18 protein-coding genes and 1 tRNA gene are annotated in these 18,560 nt (G+C 47.2%); 17 read left to right on the plus strand and 2 right to left on the minus strand.

Translation table 11 applies throughout. The features are described from left to right. Positions 1-583 precede the first annotated feature (583 nt). The 17 genes from AB4114_RS27185 (at position 584) to AB4114_RS27265 (ending at position 17,611) form a co-directional block, all read left to right on the plus strand. Positions 584-1,762 (plus strand): ATP phosphoribosyltransferase regulatory subunit, encoded by a 1,179-nt coding sequence (locus AB4114_RS27185; protein ID WP_441991279.1) that lies wholly within the window; start codon positions 584-586, stop codon positions 1,760-1,762. A 42-nt stretch (positions 1,763-1,804) separates the two neighbouring features. Continuing rightward, positions 1,805-2,440, plus strand: coding sequence for an ATP phosphoribosyltransferase (gene hisG / locus AB4114_RS27190; RefSeq protein WP_171629322.1), 636 nt, complete (start codon positions 1,805-1,807; stop codon positions 2,438-2,440). A 32-nt stretch (positions 2,441-2,472) separates the two neighbouring features. Beyond that, on the plus strand, positions 2,473-3,759 hold the full coding sequence (gene hisD / locus AB4114_RS27195; protein ID WP_441991328.1) for a histidinol dehydrogenase: 1,287 nt from the start codon (positions 2,473-2,475) through the stop codon (positions 3,757-3,759). Then, entirely contained in the window at positions 3,760-4,368 is a 609-nt protein-coding gene (gene hisB / locus AB4114_RS27200) for an imidazoleglycerol-phosphate dehydratase HisB (RefSeq protein WP_171629323.1), read from the plus strand. Between the two features lie 2 nt (positions 4,369-4,370). After that, entirely contained in the window at positions 4,371-4,976 is a 606-nt protein-coding gene (hisH, locus tag AB4114_RS27205; RefSeq protein WP_441991280.1) for an imidazole glycerol phosphate synthase subunit HisH, read from the plus strand. A gap of 30 nt (positions 4,977-5,006) precedes the next feature. Next, on the plus strand, positions 5,007-5,765 hold the full coding sequence (hisF, locus tag AB4114_RS27210) for an imidazole glycerol phosphate synthase subunit HisF (protein ID WP_056611288.1): 759 nt from the start codon (positions 5,007-5,009) through the stop codon (positions 5,763-5,765). Continuing rightward, on the plus strand, positions 5,762-6,415 hold the full coding sequence (hisIE, locus tag AB4114_RS27215; RefSeq protein WP_441991281.1) for a bifunctional phosphoribosyl-AMP cyclohydrolase/phosphoribosyl-ATP diphosphatase HisIE: 654 nt from the start codon (positions 5,762-5,764) through the stop codon (positions 6,413-6,415). The genes hisF and hisIE overlap by 4 nt, the downstream gene beginning before the upstream one ends. Positions 6,416-6,441: 26 nt before the next feature. Further along, on the plus strand, positions 6,442-7,248 hold the full coding sequence (gene hisJ / locus AB4114_RS27220) for a histidinol-phosphatase HisJ (protein ID WP_441991282.1): 807 nt from the start codon (positions 6,442-6,444) through the stop codon (positions 7,246-7,248). Between the two features lie 74 nt (positions 7,249-7,322). After that, positions 7,323-8,273, plus strand: coding sequence for a ribose-phosphate diphosphokinase (locus tag AB4114_RS27225; RefSeq protein ID WP_441991283.1), 951 nt, complete (start codon positions 7,323-7,325; stop codon positions 8,271-8,273). A 90-nt stretch (positions 8,274-8,363) separates the two neighbouring features. Beyond that, complete coding sequence (locus AB4114_RS27230; RefSeq protein ID WP_441991284.1) at positions 8,364-10,100, plus strand: tetratricopeptide repeat protein; 1,737 nt, start codon at positions 8,364-8,366, stop codon at positions 10,098-10,100. A 149-nt stretch (positions 10,101-10,249) separates the two neighbouring features. Then, positions 10,250-11,197: a thioredoxin-disulfide reductase gene (trxB, locus tag AB4114_RS27235; protein WP_436233562.1), complete on the plus strand. Its 948-nt coding sequence runs from the start codon at positions 10,250-10,252 to the stop codon at positions 11,195-11,197. Between the two features lie 160 nt (positions 11,198-11,357). After that, the gene (locus AB4114_RS27240; RefSeq protein ID WP_171629329.1) at positions 11,358-12,305 is read left to right on the plus strand and encodes an ROK family glucokinase; all 948 of its coding nucleotides are present in this window, start codon (positions 11,358-11,360) and stop codon (positions 12,303-12,305) included. Positions 12,306-12,379: 74 nt separating this feature from the next. Next, positions 12,380-13,267 carry an RNase adapter RapZ gene (rapZ, locus tag AB4114_RS27245; protein ID WP_057310218.1) on the plus strand — a complete coding sequence of 296 codons (888 nt, stop codon included), beginning with the start codon at positions 12,380-12,382 and terminating at the stop codon, positions 13,265-13,267. Between the two features lie 31 nt (positions 13,268-13,298). After that, positions 13,299-14,282 carry a gluconeogenesis factor YvcK family protein gene (locus AB4114_RS27250; RefSeq protein WP_056611262.1) on the plus strand — a complete coding sequence of 328 codons (984 nt, stop codon included), beginning with the start codon at positions 13,299-13,301 and terminating at the stop codon, positions 14,280-14,282. Positions 14,283-14,287: 5 nt separating this feature from the next. Then, positions 14,288-15,220 (plus strand): DNA-binding protein WhiA, encoded by a 933-nt coding sequence (gene whiA, locus AB4114_RS27255; protein ID WP_056611259.1) that lies wholly within the window; start codon positions 14,288-14,290, stop codon positions 15,218-15,220. Between the two features lie 147 nt (positions 15,221-15,367). Then, positions 15,368-15,637 carry an HPr family phosphocarrier protein gene (locus tag AB4114_RS27260; protein ID WP_028555561.1) on the plus strand — a complete coding sequence of 90 codons (270 nt, stop codon included), beginning with the start codon at positions 15,368-15,370 and terminating at the stop codon, positions 15,635-15,637. Between the two features lie 210 nt (positions 15,638-15,847). After that, positions 15,848-17,611, plus strand: a complete 1,764-nt coding sequence (locus AB4114_RS27265; RefSeq protein ID WP_441991285.1) for a stalk domain-containing protein — start codon at positions 15,848-15,850, stop codon at positions 17,609-17,611. A gap of 78 nt (positions 17,612-17,689) precedes the next feature. On the opposite strand, the gene clpP is transcribed toward AB4114_RS27265, so the two are convergent. Beyond that, entirely contained in the window at positions 17,690-18,271 is a 582-nt protein-coding gene (clpP, locus tag AB4114_RS27270; protein WP_028555559.1) for an ATP-dependent Clp endopeptidase proteolytic subunit ClpP, read from the minus strand. Between the two features lie 179 nt (positions 18,272-18,450). Beyond that, positions 18,451-18,522, minus strand: a tRNA-Arg gene (locus AB4114_RS27275). Positions 18,523-18,560 lie beyond the last annotated feature (38 nt).

The raw sequence follows: 18,560 nt of genomic DNA on the forward strand, positions 1-18,560 counted from the left end.
ATTGAGGGTCATTCGGTTTAGAGCGAAGCATGAGGTTCACCACTTTCAAGAGTATACTTATATTATACCAAATTAACGCGGTAATGTGATGAACTAAAAAGAAAATAATAAAGACTGTCGAGACTTTCTCGACAGTCTGAGGTTTTCCAGTTAGTTAGGGGGTCGTTATCGTCAGCATTACACTTACGTCTTCAATGGCACGGCATCTGTGATTGTTGAGCGGTTGTGAGTTAGGGTTTGACCGCCGACATGCGTCAGCGCCTCAATGCGCATCAAGAATCCGTACAGGTGGTGGAGGTAAGGGGATGGCTACTTTACAATATAAAAAGCGGGAATATCCAAAAGGTTATAGCAAAAAGCAATGAATAAAGGCTTCTCCATATACAGTTGACGGCGTGTGGGTTTATATGCCATTCTTAAAGCGCTGAACAAGGCGTAGACGATTGACGGTCCTAAAGATACGTGTTAAAATAGCCGTACATTCTTTATTTTGGTAGTATGGTAGCACGTTAACGCAATAAAGTAACTGATCAACAATAGAATGAGAATAACTGATTATACTCCTACTTATAGAGGTGAGACGGTGTCGAAGCCAAAAGTATTTGAAAAACCGTTAGGCGCGAAAGATTATTTGCCTGATGCGGTTACGAAACTCAGAAATATAGAATTCCGTGTATTGGCCTGTATGGAACGCTGGGGCTACAACCAGATTATTACACCTACACTTGAATATTACGATACAGTTGGTGTAGCAAGCTCGACAGAGGATAAGAAGCTGTTCAAGCTGCTTGACCGCAAAGGGAAAACGCTCGTGCTGCGTTCGGAGTTAACAGCTCCAATCGCTCGTGTAGCTTCCTCGCTTTTAAAGGAACAGGAGTTTCCACTCCGTCTTTCTTATCATTCGAATGTTTTTCGTTCCATTGAAGAAGAGGCGGGTAGAGATTCAGAGTTCTATCAAACTGGTGTTGAGTTGATCGGTGATGCTACATCGGAAGCGGATGCCGAAGTTGTGGCGCTAGCGATTGCTTCTCTACAGGCGGCTGGTGTTGAGAAGTTTAAGATTGCGCTTGGTCACGTTGGTTTTCTTAATGGATTATTCCAAGAAACATTGGACGGACGCACCGATGCGCAGCTTTCTTTGAAAGAGCATTTACTCGGCCGTGATTACGTCGGATACCGGGAAGCGATTAAGACGCTTTCTCTGGCACCTGATGTAGAGAGAGAGCTGAACGGAGTATTGAGGCTTCGTGGCGGCGATGAAATCTGCGAACAAGCTCGTATGGTTTCCCAGCATCCAATCGCACAGGACGCGATCCGACATCTATGCGAAGTATGGGATGTGCTGAAAGCTTACGGTGTTAGCGAGCACGTGGTAATTGATTTAACGATGATTGGGGATTTCTCCTACTATACAGGTATGACGTTTGAAGGCTACGCTGCTGAACTAGGTTTCCCTGTCTGCAGTGGAGGCCGCTACGACAATTTATTGAGTCAGTTTGGACGGCCAGCTCCAGCTACAGGGTTTGCATTGAAAACGAATCGCATCCTTGAAGTAACGGGTAAAGAGCAGGTGGAACAACCGGTTCGTGTGCTTATCGCCTACGATGCGGAGCATCGTGAGGAAGCGTTGAAACAAGCGAAGCAAATGCGGAGCGATGAAATTAATAATGTGAGCATCGTTATCACACAGCTAGTGACGAAGGAACAAAGCGAAGATTTGGACAGAGCGGGATACCAAGTAGTGAAGTTGATAACGGAATAACCTCTCAGTAAAGATGAGGGAAGTTTGGAGGAGGTTGGAACGGTGGATGACATTCTTAAAGTAGCGATGCCGAAAGGCCGTATCTATAAACAAGCAGCGAAGCTGTTTACGAAAGCAGGATTGCCTATTCCTGAGGATCTGGAAGAAGGGCGCCGTTTGATCATTCCTGTACCAGGGGCGAAGATGGAATTTATTTTGGCAAAACCGGTCGATGTTCCTACTTATGTTGAGTATGGCGTTGCGGATATCGGGGTTGTGGGCAAGGATGTTCTAATGGAAGAAAATCGGAATGTTTACGAATTGCTTGATCTAGGGATCGCAAGGTGCCGCATGTCGGTGATTGGACTGCCGGATTGGAAACAGGTAATCAACCCACGCGTTGCGACTAAATATCCAAATGTGGCGTCCCAGTATTTCCGGGAAAAGGGACAACAAGTCGAAGTCATTAAGTTGAATGGTTCGATCGAGCTGGCGCCTTTAATTGGACTAGCTGACCGCATCGTAGATATGGTGGAGACAGGTCAAACTTTGAAGGAAAATGGCCTTGTCGAGCAAGAGGAAATCTTTCAAATCACGAGCCGCTTAATTGCGAATCGTGTGAGTTATCGGATGAAGAACGAATCCATCCAACGGTTATGTGATATGCTGCAGGACGTATTGCCGATAGTGAAGCTATAGCATTAGCTAGTAAAGATGAGAGGAAGATGAAGATGCGGATTATGCCCGCCTCCGAATTTCAATTAAACCGCGAGGTCGAATACGGCTCACCCGAGCAAAATGAGTCCGTCCGCCGCATCATCGATGAGGTGCGGCAGGACGGAGATACTGCGCTGCGCCGCCTAGCGCAGCAGTTCGACGGCGTACAAGTCGCTGAGCTTCGCGTCAGCGACGAAGAGATCCAAGCGGCGTACGCACAAGTCGACGCCGCGTTCCTAGCGGCGCTGCGTCAAGCCGCCGCTAACATTCGTGCGTTTCATGAGAAGCAGAAACGCAATTCGTGGATGGACCTGCAGCCGGACGGCAGTCTGCTGGGCCAAATCATCCGACCGCTGAAGCGGGTCGGATTGTACGTGCCTGGCGGGAAGGCGGCGTACCCGTCTTCCGTGCTCATGAACGCCATCCCTGCGATCGTCGCAGGGGTGCCAGAGATCGCGATGGTGACGCCACCGTCCACCGCGGGCGAAGAAGGCATTAACCCGCATATCCTTGTGGCTGCAGCCGAAGCGGGTGTGAAAGAGATCTACCGCGTAGGCGGGGCGCAGGCGATTGCCGCGCTGGCCTACGGGACAGAATCGATCGCGCCGGTCGACAAAATCGTCGGCCCGGGCAACATCTACGTCGCGCTGGCGAAGCGCTTCGTGTTCGGCGTCGTCGATATCGACATGATCGCCGGACCAACGGACATTGTCGTGCTCGCCGACGAGCACGCCGATCCTGAGTACGTCGCGGCCGATTTGCTGGCGCAGGCCGAGCATGATGAGATGTCACCGTCGATACTGGTGACACCTTCCCGCGAGCTAGCCGAAGAGGTTCGGCTAGAGCTATGGCGGCAGCTGGATGTGCTGCCGAAGAAAGCCATTGCTGCCGTTTCGACGGCGACGAAAGGCGCGATCCTGCTTGTCGACTCACTCGACGAAGGCGTCGACGTCATCAACCGCTTGGCGCCGGAGCACTGTGAGCTGCTGGTGCAGGATCCTTTCACATGGCTGCCGCGCATTGAAAATGCAGGTGCCATTTTCCTAGGCGCTTACAGCACAGAGCCTGTCGGCGATTATTTCGCCGGTCCGAACCACGTGCTGCCGACGAATGGCACAGCCAGATTCTCATCGCCACTGAATGTGGACGATTTCCTCAAAAAATCAAGCGTCATTCACTATAGCAAGGAAGCGTTACTCGCGAACGGCGACATGATCATGACTTTGGCCCGGAATGAAGGCTTGGAAGGCCATGCGCGTGCGGTAGAGATCAGACTTAAAAAGGAAGGGAAGTTGACCTAGATGGCGGAACAGGATCAAGTAAGAGCACGTTCAGCGAGTGTAGCCCGTAGGACGAATGAAACGGACATTAAACTTTCTTTTGAAGTAGACGGTACAGGAATTTCGGAGCTCCAAACAGATGTTCCATTTCTAAATCATATGCTTGATTTGTTCACGAAACACGGTATCTTCAATTTGAAAGTAGATGCCAAAGGCGATATCGAAATCGATGATCATCACACCGTAGAAGACATCGGGATTTGTCTAGGCCAGACCCTGCGCGAAGCGCTAGGCGACAAAAGAGGCATCAAACGCTATGCAAGTGTATTCGTCCCCATGGATGAAGCATTGGCACAAGTTGTGATTGATATCAGCAACCGTCCGCATTTTGAGTACCGCGCAGAATACCCTACAGCGAATGTTGGCAGCTTTGAAACACAACTGGTAAAAGAGTTCCTTTGGAAATTTGCGCTAGAAGCTCGTATTACTTTGCATGTTATTGTGCATTACGGTGAAAACACGCATCACATGATCGAAGGTGTGTTTAAAGCGTTGGGACGTGCGCTGGATGAAGCAACATCGATTGATCCTCGTGTGCAGGGGGTTCCTTCGACGAAGGGAGTGCTGTAGGCATGATCGCCATTATTGATTATGGAATGGGTAATTTACATAGCGTGAGCAAAGCTGTTGAGCGGCTCGGCTATGAAGCGGTTGTGACGGGAGATCCGGAACAAATTCTAGCTGCAGAAGGCGCGATCCTTCCCGGTGTCGGCGCATTCGGCGATGCGATGGAGCATCTGCGCGAATCGGGCTTGGACGAGGTTGTGAAGCAATATGCAGCGTCTGGCAAGCCATTGATAGGCATCTGCTTAGGCATGCAGTTGTTGTTCACTAGCAGTGAAGAACATGGTCAGCATGAGGGGCTAGGGCTTCTGCCTGGGTCGGTCGTACGTTTCCGCGGAGACTACAAGGTACCGCATATGGGCTGGAATCTTCTCAGTTACAAGCAGAGTGAGAGTCCTATTTTCAAAGGCATAGAGGAAGGGCACGTGTATTTCGTACACTCCTACCATGTGAAGCCTGAACGGGAGAGCGATCTGTTGGCAGTGACCGACTACTATCAACCTGTAACGGCGATTGTAGGCCGTGATAATGTCTACGGCATGCAGTTCCACCCCGAGAAAAGCGGTGATAACGGTATGCAGCTGTTGGGCAATTTTTTGACCCTGTGTAAATAAGGTGAGAATAGTCTCAAGGAGGTGCTGAGCATGTTAGCCAAAAGAATTATCCCTTGCCTCGACGTCAAGGATGGCCGAGTGGTGAAAGGCGTAAATTTCGTAAATTTACGTGATGCCGGTGATCCCGTAGAGCTTGCGGCGATTTATGATAAAGAAGGTGCGGATGAGCTCGTGTTTCTCGACATTTCCGCTTCCGTTGAAGGGCGCGCGACGATGGTCGAGGTAGTCCGTCAAACGGCTGGCGAGATTACGATTCCGTTCACAGTTGGCGGCGGGATCTCAAGTGTCGATGATATGAAACGTCTTCTTCGTGCGGGTGCGGACAAAATCGGAATCAACACGGCAGCGGTGCTTAATCCTCAGCTCGTATCCGATGGTGCACGGAAGTTCGGTTCCCAGTGTATTGTGGTAGCCATTGACGCGAAGTTCAATCCCGAGTGGGGCGAGTGGGAAGTGTATACCCATGGTGGACGCAAACCGACAGGCATCAAGACACTGGAATGGGCGAAGCGGGTAGAAGAGCTAGGTGCTGGCGAAATTTTGCTGACGAGCATGGATGCAGACGGGACGAAGGACGGCTTCGATCTGAAGCTGACACGCGCAGTATCCGAACTGCTGACAATCCCTGTGATTGCTTCTGGCGGAGCGGGAAAAGCTGAGCATTTCTACGATGTGTTTACCGAAGGCAAGGCTGATGCAGGGTTGGCGGCAACGATTTTTCACTATAAAGAATTAACGATAGACGGGGTCAAGGCAGACCTAAAAGGTAAAGGGGTTGAAATTCGATGACATTTTCAGTGGATCAAATTAAATATGACGCGCAGGGGCTTGTACCTGCCATCGTGCAAGATGCGGTAAGTAAAGAAGTTCTTATGCTGGCTTACATGAACAGTGAGTCCTTGCAGCGCACGATTCAAACGGGTGACACGTGGTTCTGGAGCCGTTCACGGAATGAGCTTTGGAATAAAGGGGCAACTTCCGGTCATACGCAAAAGGTCAAAGCACTTCGCTACGACTGTGATGCGGATACGTTATTGGTACTAGTTGAACAAGTAGGACCTGCTTGTCACAATGGTTCGTACACGTGTTTCACTTCAAACATCGCAGTGGAAGGTTCTATTGAGGAAGCTGCACCTGCTACTGGCGGCGACCGTTTCGCTATTTTAGCTGAACTAGAAGCGGTTATTGCTTCCCGTGATGCGGAGCGTCCAGAGGGTGCGTATACGACCTACCTTTTCGAAAAAGGGGTCGATAAAATCCTCAAAAAAGTGGGCGAAGAAACAGCAGAAGTCATTATTGCAGCTAAAAATAAAGACAATGAAGAGCTTCGCTATGAAGCGAGCGATCTTATTTTTCACTTAATGGTCCTTTTACGTAATAATAAATTGCCATTGGATGATATTATGAAAGAGCTGGCTAACAGACACGTCAAAAAATAAAGTAAACGACCTGGAGTGAATTCACGATGTTGATTGATTATCATACACATCATGTGCGCTGCGGTCATGCCTCTGGGGAACTGGAGGAATACGTCAAACGCGGCATCGAGATCGGGCTTACCCAATTGGGGCTTTCTGATCATATGCCGCTTTTGCATGTCGACCCGCAAACGTATTGGCCGGAAATGGCGATGCCGATGGAGGAGCTTCCTCGTTATGTGGAAGAATGCCTTCATCTCAAGGAGAAGTACAAGGACCAGATTGATATTCGCGTGGGCTTAGAAGGCGATTATGTGGAAGGTTTCGAAAACGAAATTGCGGCCATCATTAACGCCTACCCATGGGATTATGTGATCGGTTCGGTTCATTTTCTAGGCGAGTGGGATATTTCTGATTTTAGGCAGCTGGCAGGTTGGGAAGGTAAGGATATTTTTGCAGTTTATACCCAATACTACGAGGCAGTGAAGAAAGCAGTCCGAACCGGACTGTATGACTATATCGGTCACATCGATATGATCAAACGGTTTGGTTATGTGCCAGATCGTGATACGTGGGAATTGGAAAAAGCGGCGTTAGATACCGTTAAAGAGTATGGACTTGCGATTGAGTTGAATGCTTCAGGCCTGCGGCACCCTTGTAAAGAGATGTTCCCAAGCCATCGTATGCTGGAATATTGCCATAAGGTGGGAATTCCAGTGACGCTCGGATCTGATGCGCATCAGCCGGAACGGTTGTCTCAGTATTTGGATGAGGCTAGAGAGCTGTTAAAAGCGATTGGATTTAACGAAATAGCCACATTTTCTGCTCGAAAACGACAACTTGTGACTTTTTAATTCCGACACGTATCATGTATAATGAGTAGGACTCTATAATCTATTTAATGAACCTTCGGAGGTAACCATTAACCATGCATAGCGACAATGTTAAAATTTTTTCCGGATCTTCGAATCCGAAGCTTGCGGAAAGTATTTGTAAAGAGCTCGGCCAGCCGCTAGGACAAATTAAATTATCACGTTTCAAAAGCGGAGAAATTTATTGCCTTTACGAAGAAACGATTCGTAACTGCGACGTGTTTCTGGTACAAACCTTCTCCCATCCGATTAATGAGCATATGATGGAGCTTTTGGTCATGATGGATGCGGCGAAAAGAGCATCTGCAAAAACGATCAACCTTGTCATCCCTTACTATGGTTACTCTCGTCAAGAACGTAAAGCAGCTCCGCGTGAGCCGATTTCAGCTAAATTAGTCGCTGACTTGTTTGCTTCAGCAGGCGCAACTCGTGTTGTTACGATTGATCTCCATGCGCCAGCGATCCAAGGTTTCTTCAATATCCCTGTGGATCACCTGACAGCGCTTGATCTGATTAGTGATTGTATTAAAAGAAAAAATTTGCCGAACCCCATTATCGTTTCTCCAGATGCGGGTCGTGCGACAACAGCTGAGAAAATGGCTAACATTCTCGATGCGCCTTTCGCTATGATGATTAAGAAGCGCCCTGAGCACAATGAATCTGTGATTACACACGTCATTGGGGATGTTGCGGGACGCACGCCAATCATTATCGAGGATCTTATTGATACAGGTACAACGATCGTTAATGTTGTGGAAAGCCTGAAAGAACGCGGTGCGCTTGATGTCTACATCTGTGCGACACACCCTGTGTTCTCTGGCCCAGCACTGCAACGGTTGGATCACCCAAGCATTAAAGAAGTTATTATTACGGATTCGATCGCGATTCCAGAGGGCCATTCATCTAAGTTTAATGTCCTTTCTGTTGCGCCTTTGTTATCTGATGCGGTTCGCATCATTACAGAAGGCGGATCCCTATCCTCCCTATTTAAATACGGCGGCGTATAGGTCCAAATCTTACCTTCGGATAATGTTTTTGGCTTCTAGGAGATCTATGGTATAATTTGATGGTAATCAAATTGCCGGAGGTGTCTTGCTATGGAAAAGAAAAAGCGCAAATCCGAAGCGCCAAAACCAAAAGTTATCTCAATAAACATGGATGCCGCATTCTTTTTCGAGAGAGCGGTTCAATCTTTGGATCGGTTTCATTATGATAAGGCATTGAAATATTTCCGGCGGGCTGCAGAGTATGAGCAGGATAATCCTGTGAATCACTGCAATCTCGCAGGAGTTCTCTCCGAAGTGGGCAATTATGACGAGTCGAACCAAATTTTGCAGCATATCCTTGAAACCATTGATCCCGAGATGACAGAATGTCACTTTTATATGGCGAACAACTATGCCAACATGGAAAACTTCGAGCAGGCGGAACAGGCATTGGTTCGGTATTTGGAGAATGACCCAACAGGGCAATTCATGGACGAATCCGAAGAAATGATGGAAATGCTGAGCTACGAGCTTGATCGTCCCGCCCCTCTCACTAGCATCAAGAGTCGAGAAGGGCTGTTCGAGCATGATAAAGCCCGTGCGTTGCTCGAGGAAGGTAAGTTCGCAGAAGCCGTAAGGCAGTTGGAGAAGTTGGTGAAGAAGCAGCCTGACTTCACAGCGGCTCGCAACAATCTGGCACTGGCTTATTATTACATGGGCCAATTCGAGAAGGCGATGGAAACCATCCGCGAAGTGCTGGTTATTGATCCTGGTAATCTGCATGCACTTTGCAATATGGCGATTTTCCATCAGCATTTTGGCAACAAGAAGGAACTGGCTGAGCTGACTGCACTGCTAGGCAAGACCTTTCCGTTCCAGCAAGAACATGTGTTCAAGCTGGCTACGACGATGGGGATTCTTGCTCAGCATGAGAAAGCCTACCATCTGTTTAAACGTCTATTGAAGGCGGGGGACGGGGGAACAGATCCTTGTTTGTACCATTATGCGGCTGTTGCTGCCTGCCATATCGGTCGTTTCGCAGAAGCGTACCGCTTGTGGAAGCAGGTTCAGAAGCTAGATCCGGGTGCTGAAATTTCGAAGTTCTACTTAGAGCAATTGCGGGTCAGAGAGAAGTCGGCGCTTCCGCTTACTTGGAGCTACCACTATCATCTTCCGTTCGAGGAACAGTTCCGTGCGCTTGAGAAGTCGACGCAAGGAATTCCTGATCAGTTGAAGAAAGACCCGCTTGTGCGGTCATCCTTCTTCTGGGCTTTGCGACATGGCGACGTAGAAACGAAGCTTCAAGTCATTCAAGCCTTTGGCTTGATTGCGGACAACGAAGTGAGAGACGCGCTTCAGGATTTCATTCTGGATCACAAAGAGGATGACTATTTGAAGAAGGTTGCCATATTCGTTCTGCGAAGTATGGGCATCCGAGAGTCGCTTCCAGCTTATCTTGAAAATAAAGACATCATGGTAGAGGCTTCTCCGTACTCGCCTCATCTTCCCGTGTGGGATGTAACATGGCAGCGAGTGATGGAAACAGCGTTATCGCATATGCATAAGCGTTACGATATGGTTCAACAGTATGACTTAGAAATTCTGTGGGTTGAGTTTCTGACGAAGGTGTACCCGAACGTGCCGAAGATTCACAAATCAGCAGGCTGGGCAGCGGCGTTAGAATATTTGATTGCCAAAATGCATCGCCGTACGATTTCCTATCAGGAAGTAGCTACACGCTATGGCGTCACGGTTTCCACGGTCAGTCGGCATGTGAAGCATATCGATGATACCTGTGGCTTGCGTGAGAAAATGGATGCGATTTTCAATAAGTTTACGAGTCTTTGATAGCCGAGCTTGATGCATCATGAAAGCCTCGGCTTTCATACATATAGATGAACTGATTGTTCTTGCCCTAAACGGCGGTGAGCAATCGCTGATCAACCATGCTAATTAAAGAGAGCTTTCCTTAGGAAAGCACCTAGGAGGGAAATCATATGTATAAATCAGTCGTAGTAGGAACAGGACCATCCGGTCTAACAGCAGCCATTTACTTGGCGCGTGCGAACCTAAGCCCGCTTGTTATTGAAGGACCAGAGCCAGGCGGTCAGTTGACGACAACTACCGAAGTAGAGAACTTCCCAGGATTTCCCGAAGGGATTATGGGACCAGAATTAATGGAAAACATGCGCAAGCAGGCTGAACGCTTTGGCGCTGAATTCAAAACAGGTTGGGTTAATTCCGTTGAATTGACGAACCGTCCGTTTAAGCTTCAAGTAGAGGGGCTTGGAGAGATCGAAACAGAAACACTGATCATCTCAACAGGTGCGTCTGCAAGATTGCTTGGCATCACGAACGAGAAAGAAAACATCGGGCGCGGCGTAAGTACATGTGCAACATGTGATGGATTCTTCTTCCGCGGCAAAAAGATTATCGTCGTTGGTGGCGGTGACTCTGCTATGGAAGAGGCAAACTTCTTGACTCGTTTTGCTTCCGAAGTGCGTTTGGTTCATCGCCGCGATGAGCTTCGTGCATCCAAAATTATGCAAGACCGCGCTCGTGGAAACGAGAAGGTGAAGTGGTCACTGAATAACACGCCGTTAGAAGTTGTAGCGGGTGATAAAGGTGTTACTGGCCTTAAAGTAAAAAACAACCAAACAGGTGAAGATGAAGTCCTTGAAACAGACGGTATCTTCGTAGCGATCGGTCATACGCCGAATACGAAGTTCCTCGGTGGACAAATCGACACAGATGAGCATGGCTACATCGTCGTGAAGCCAGGAACAACAGAAACGAACATCCCAGGCGTATTCGCTTGTGGTGACGTGCAAGATACGAAGTATCGTCAGGCTATCACAGCAGCTGGAAGTGGATGTGCTGCAGCGTTGGAAGCTGAGAAGTTCCTTGAAGGCAACAGCGTACACGACTGGAGTATTTCTTTGTAAGTCATTTTGGCAATTCAGTTAACGTGGAGGGCTACGCTTTCCACGTTTTCTCATTTAGACAGGGTGTGGATGAATCTTGACCTCCCGGCAGTGTTGTCTTATAGTGGGAACAGGAGCACATGCCCGAAAATTTTATGATTATTCATGAGGTGACCTTGTAATGTCCAATCAAATTTATATCGGTGTAGATCTAGGCGGCACGAATATTAAAGTGGGTATTTGTGATGAGCAAGGCAAGCTTCTTAAAACGTTAGAAGGTCCTACTTCCCCTGAACTAGGTGCAGATTCGGTTCTTGAGCGTATTGCGCAATATGTACGTCAGGTTGTCGAAGAATCCGACTATTCGTGGGAGCAAGTAGCTGGAATTGGCGCGGGGTTGGCTGGATTTATGGATATTCCAGAAGGCTTCGTGAAATTCTCACCGAACTTGCAATGGCATAACGTACCAGCGAAGAAGACGCTTGAAGCACTTCTGGGTAAACAAGTTAAGATTGATAACGATGCGAACGTAGCTGCGCTTGGCGAAGCTTGGGCTGGAGCTGGAGCGGGTATCCCGAACGTTGTATGCTACACACTTGGAACAGGTGTTGGCGGCGGTATCATTATTAACAGTAAAATTTATCAAGGTTCTGCTGGTATGGCTGGCGAACTTGGACATATGTCCATCGTGCCTGACATTGAAGCGATTCAGTGCGGCTGTGGTCAAATGGGATGTCTTGAAACCGTTTCTTCCGCAACAGGTATTGTTCGCATGGCGAAGGAAGCGGTGGAACGCGGCGAGCGTACATCACTGGCTCTTCACGAGAAGATTGAAGCTAAGCATGTGTTTGATGATGCAAAAAGCGGAGATGAAGTAGCTTTGCGCATCGTGAATCGCGCTGCTTATTATATCGGACGTTCGATGGCAGCCCTGGCTGTTGTCATTAATCCTAAGCGCTTTATTATCGGCGGTGGTGTTTCGAAGGCAGGGGAAATTCTATTCCAACCAATTCGTGAAACGTTCATCAAATTTACACCAGAAGTTGCGGCTGAGGGTGTTGAGATTGTTGCTGCTACTCTTGGTAATGATGCTGGTGTTGTTGGAGCTGCAGGATTGAATTTACGATAGAAGGCTAGACCGGGTTCGCAGATGTAGTTAAGAAAAGCTGATCTGTGAAAGCACCCCAAAGGAAGGTGTCATGCATGGAAGAAAACCACCCTTTAGCGAAACTGGTCATTATTACAGGGATGTCGGGTGCAGGCAAGACAATAGCTGTTCAAAGCATGGAGGATCTTGGATTCTTCTGCGTTGATAACTTGCCTCCCGTCTTGATTCCGAAGTTTGCTGAATTGATTGTGCAATCGATGGGTAAAATCGGCAAAGTCGCCTTGGTTATTGATTTGCGCGGACGTGAATTTTTCACTGCGCTCCAAGAGTCTTTACGCTATATCCAAGAAAATTACACACTTAGCTATGAAATTTTATTCCTAGACGCAACGGATGGGACGCTCGTTCAGCGTTACAAAGAGAGCCGTCGCCGCCATCCATTGGCACCAGACGGGGCGCCGCTTGAGGGAATAGGTCTTGAGCGTAAGTTGCTTGAAGAGCTCAAGGGTCTGGCGACGCAGGTGATTGATACTAGCAGCCTGAAACCGGTGCAGTTGAAAGAAAGAATCATTTCCCGGTTCACCAATCTAGAAGCTAATCGCATATCTATAAATGTAATCTCTTTCGGGTTCAAGTATGGTGTCCCTATTGACGCTGATCTAATCTTTGATGTACGCTTCTTGCCTAATCCTCACTATGTGGAACAATTGCGTCCGCAGACGGGTCAGGATCCAGATGTTTATGACTATGTGATGAAGTGGTCAGAGACGCAAGAATTCCTGACGAAGCTGCTCGATATGCTGAACTTCTTAATGCCTCAGTATAAGAAGGAAGGCAAGAGCCAGGTTGTTGTTGGTATTGGCTGCACAGGAGGTAAACATAGATCGGTTGCCATTACGGAGTATCTAGGTAAAGTTATGGGGAACAGTGAGACTGAGACCGTGCGTCTAAGTCATCGAGATTCCGAGCGGGACCGTTTATAGACGGCTATGTGAGTAAGAGGGTGAAAGAAGTATGGAGCTTGGTCAATTACAACGTAAGCCCAGAATAGTCGTTATTGGCGGTGGAACAGGGCTCTCGGTTATGCTGAGAGGGTTGAAAGAAAAGCCGGTTGATATCACAGCTATCGTGACCGTTGCAGACGATGGAGGAAGCTCTGGTATCTTGCGAAGTGAATTGCAGATGCCGCCTCCAGGGGATATTCGAAATGTGTTAACATCGTTAGCTGACGTGGAGCCATTGTTGTCATTAATGCTTCAATATCGATTTCAGAACGGTACAGGTTTAGCCGGACATAGTCTGGGAAATCTAATACTAGCGGCATTGACAGATATTACAGGTGATTTTGTTACTGCCGTGCAAGAAATGAATCGCGTATTTGCTGTTCGTGGGAGAGTTCTCCCGGCTTCGAATCAAGCCATCGTGTTGAAAGCCATTATGGAGGACGGGACTTTAGTTGTTGGGGAGTCCAAAATTCCGAAGGCCGATGGACGGATCAAGAGAGTATTCATTGAACCGGCGGGGGTAACACCCCTCACAGAAGCCGTTCAAGCGATACGCGAAGCAGATGCCATCTTGTGCGGTCCTGGCAGTTTATATACAAGTTTGCTGCCGAATTTACTTGTTCCAGGGATTGCTAAGGAGATCGTGGCATCGAACGCAGTGAAATTGTTCATTTGTAATGTCATGACACAGCCAGGCGAAACCGATGATTATTCTGTGAGCGATCATCTGGATGCGATTTATGATCACTTAGGTCAGCATTTGTTTGATTATGTGATCGTGAATAATGGTGAAATTCCACCGCAGGTGCAAGCCAAGTATGCGGAAAAAGGTTCAAAAGCGGTTCATTTAGATTTGGATGAAGTGACAAAAAGAGGATATCGGGTAATTGCAGATCGACTTGTGCTATTCCGTACTTATCTTCGTCATGATGCAGAGAAATTGAGTGACCATATCTATCAGCTCGTCGAAAGCTGGCTGTTAAGGAAGAAGTGAGTCCCTTGTCCTTTGCGGCAACAACCAAAAAAGAATTAACATTAATTAATGATTCGGAGTCATGCTGTGAAAAAGCGGAGCTGTCCGCGCTCATTCGAATGAATGGCGCTGTTCAGTTAACAAGCCAGCGTGTCGTGTTGGATGTATCCACGGAGAACGCAGCGATTGCGCGGCGAATTTACTCGCTGATCAAGAAGACGTATAATACACACACGGAGTTGCTCGTGCGTAAGAAGATGCGTCTAAAGAAGAATAATGTGTACATTGTTAGGGTGCCTGGCCAAGTACAGGAACTGCTCAGTGATTTGAAGATCGTCTCGGAAGGTTTTATTTTTACGACGGGGATTAACAAGGACATTATTCGCGGCAATTGCTGCAAGCGTGCTTATCTTCGAGGAGCCTTCATGGCTGGCGGTTCTGTCAATAACCCGGAGGGATCTTCCTATCACTTGGAAATTGCTTCGATTTATGAAGAGCACTGCAAAGCTTTAACACAGCTTGCGAATAAGTTTGACTTAAACGCCCGATTCATTGAACGTAAGAAAGGGTTCGTGCTGTACATCAAGGAAGGCGAGAAAATTATCGAGTTTCTCAATATCATTGGGGCCCATCAGGCGCTGCTGCGCTTCGAGGATGTCCGGATTATGAAGGATATGAGGAATTCCGTTAATCGCATCGTAAACTGTGAAACGGCGAACTTGAACAAAACGATCGGGGCAGCCGTCAGACAAATCGAGAATATTCGATTGTTGCAGCGGGAGATCGGTCTAGACAGCTTACCTGAGAAGTTAAGAGAGGTTGCGGAGATTAGACTTGCGCATCCTGACTTGAATTTGAAGGAAGTTGGCGACATGCTTTCGGGCAGTGTCAGCAAGTCAGGTGTGAATCATCGCCTGCGGAAAATAGACGAATTAGCCGAAAAACACCGGAATTCGTAGGAAAGTCGGGGCTGTACAACGCTTGTATAAGTTTTTCGCATTTTTTCTAGTGTACTTGAAGGAAAAATGCTATAATATTAAAACATAAGGTAAACGCTGTTATTAATAGTAATCCATATAAGCTCCACACTAGGGGGAATTAGTTCCATGTCCAGACGTCCAGTCGTTGTGAAGTTGAGAACAGGACTTCATGCCAGACCTGCGGCATTGTTTGTTCAAGAGGCGAATAAGTTTTCATCGGAGATCTTTGTTGAGAAAGATGAGAAGAAAGTGAATGCGAAGAGCATCATGGGAATTATGAGTCTTGCGATCAGCACAGGGACCGAAGTCTTCATAAGTGCAGAAGGTTCGGATGCAGAGCAGGCTGTAAACGCTTTAGTCACATTAGTCAGTAAGGAAGAGTTGGAAAACCAATAATCCTTTAAAAGCCTACCTTTCGAGGGGGCTTTTTTGCATTGTAGAAGTAAAACGCTAACTTTCTAAAAGTGTCAAAATTGTTAACAAATAGTGGCATGGGGCAACCTTTTTCATTTGGCTACGTCTAATAAACGTGGTCGTGATGGATAAGGCTATTTGTATTTCCAAATAGCGCCCCTATCCCAAGCTTGAAGAAGGAGCCGAAGTGAAATGAATGTAGTAAAGAAAGAAATGATTGCCTTACTGGCTGTACTCGTATTTCTAGTTAGTACGATTACTGCACCAGCCGCGCATGCGGTATCAACAAGTTCGTCCTTTATTTTACTTTATATCGACAAGTCAGAAGCTTTCGTAAATCAAGAGCAAATCCATCTAGAATCCCCCTCTACCATCATTGATGGAAGCACCTTTGTTCCAGCCAAGTTCCTGGGTGATACATTAGGATTTCAAGTAGAATGGAATGATTTATCCCGTACCATTCAAATGGCGCCTCCAGGTTACAACATCGTGCTTGATCCCGATCATAAGACGGTGACAACGAATGGGGTGGATGTACCCTTTAAATCCGTAGCCGCTATCGTGAATGGCAAGTTGCTTGTGAAGCTGACATGGTTGGCTGATTACATGGGTGCAAAGTATACCTACAATAGCGAGCTAAGACGTGTAGAGATCGTGCATTTTAAAGCGCCAGAGGGCATCTACATCGATCAAGATAGTAATTCTCGCCCAGTTGCCAAATTCGCCACTGCGAAGCCTACCTACAGGCTTGGAGAGCCTGTTAAGTATTTGGATTTGAGTTATGATCCAGATGCAGAGGGTATCGTGTCTTTCGATTGGACAGGGAAACAAGAAGCATTCTTCAAAGCAGGCCAATATCCAGTAACTTTAACGGTTAAGGATGGCCATGGTCATGTGAGTAAGTTGTTCAAAAGCTTTGTTACTGTTGTAAATGAACCGTATTTGTCAGAAGTTGAATACCCGATATATATGAAACCAGTTGGCGGGTTCATCAAAACGAACTGGACGACGATTTGGTCCCATTTTAACGAGTTAGCGATGCTTCCGAAAGACGTGAAAGAAGTACAAGGACGTACGCTGCTTGTTAGCGACAGTCCAGAAGAATTCACGAGCAGCGGTATTTTGTATCAAGACAATATTAATGGTAAAGGGCGCTTATACGCGGATCATATCAATGGCACGCAACAGAAGATGACATTTGCCATCTTTGCAACAAATAACACAGATAAGCCGGTTACGATTAAAACAACAAATAAAGGCGAAGTCTACCCTTCCGTTTATGCGAATTTGATCGGCAGCGAAGCTTCGGTTGATTTCCTTCTAAACAACGTTTACACGGATACAATGACGGTTCCGCCTCATGCAAGTTATGTCTATGCGAAGCTACCTGATTTCTATCCAGGGCAAGGCGTGAATTTGTTCTATGATGTCGAAACAGACGGCGAGCTTCAAATGTCCTTTATCGCAACGGATAAAATGCTGACGCCAACGATAGTGAAGGAGTTGCCTTTACTCGCCTTTAACGGTCATGTTCGTGGTACTTTCCCTGTTTCCGAAATTGAATGGAAAATTGATGCCACGAGCTTTACGAAAGCCTCTAGATTAACGATCGGAGATAATAAGACGGATCCATTCGTCAAAGGCTACGACGTAATGCGTAAGCAAGTCGTAGAGAATGGTGGTAATTACGGCGTCGTCTACAAAATTCATGCGGATAAGCCTCGCAAAATGGCTGTGATGATCATGGCTAGAGGCGGCGTGTTTAAAGGGCCGTTTAAAATCAACGGTGAAATCATTCCTGTACCGTATTCCGGTGTCATTACGGCCTTCGATGGCTTGGTAGTACTGGCACGTACGACAGGTACGGAAGATGCGTTAGATATTGAGTTTACGCCTCCCGCGGGCTCAGCGTTCCCGATTGATTTGATTTTCTACCCATTGGATGAGAAGAAATGATGAATTAAAAAAACCAGCCGAACATCAAAGCTCATGTGAGCAATGAAGTTCAGGCTGGTTTTTTCATGTATGAAATGATTAGACGCGCTCGATGACTTTATCGATGAGTCCGTATTCGGCTGCTTCTTTAGCACTCATGAAGTTATCACGGTCCGTATCCTTCTCGATGCGCTCGAACGTTTGTCCCGTGCGCTCTGCTAGGATGGTGTTCAGGTTATCTCTCATTTTCAAAATACGCTTAGCCCGAATCTCGATATCAGAGGCTTGACCTTCTGCGCCGCCAAGTGGTTGGTGAATCATGACTTCGCTGTTCGGAAGCGCGTAACGCTTGCCTTTGGCACCAGCAGTGAGCAAGAATGCACCCATGGAAGCGGCCATACCTACACAGATCGTGGATACGTCTGGTTTGATGAACTGCATCGTGTCGAAGATCGCCATACCGGCTGTGATGGAGCCGCCTGGGCTGTTAATGTAAAGCGAGATATCTTTATCAGGATCTTGAGCGGCCAAGAAGAGCAACTGAGCAATGATGGAATTCGCCACAACATCGTTGACACCCGTGCCTAAGAATATAATGCGGTCTTTCAGCAAGCGAGAGTAGATGTCATATCCTCTTTCACCGCGCGCGTCCTGTTCGACGACCATAGGAATAAAACTCATGAGAATGACCTCCTTGGGGTTGGATTACCTACTATTGGGTACATACTATTTACAGTATCTACAAGTATGATAACGAAAAAACGTCTGAAGGTCAAGAAAGGTCAAACTAAACGCAAAAAAAATCAGCTTCAGAGCTGATTTGGCGATTAAACCGTAACTCTTGTAGCTGATTTGTTGGACGCGCCCGAAAGGAATCGAACCTTTATCTCAGGCTTCGGAGGCCTACGTCATATCCATTGGACCACGGGCGCATAGTAGTAGAAAAAGTGAAGCAAGGGTTATTATAAGT

Origin of the sequence: Paenibacillus sp. 2RAB27, assembly GCF_052115445.1 — a bacterium.
In the GTDB taxonomy this organism is placed as follows: Bacteria; Bacillota; Bacilli; order Paenibacillales; family NBRC-103111; genus Paenibacillus_E.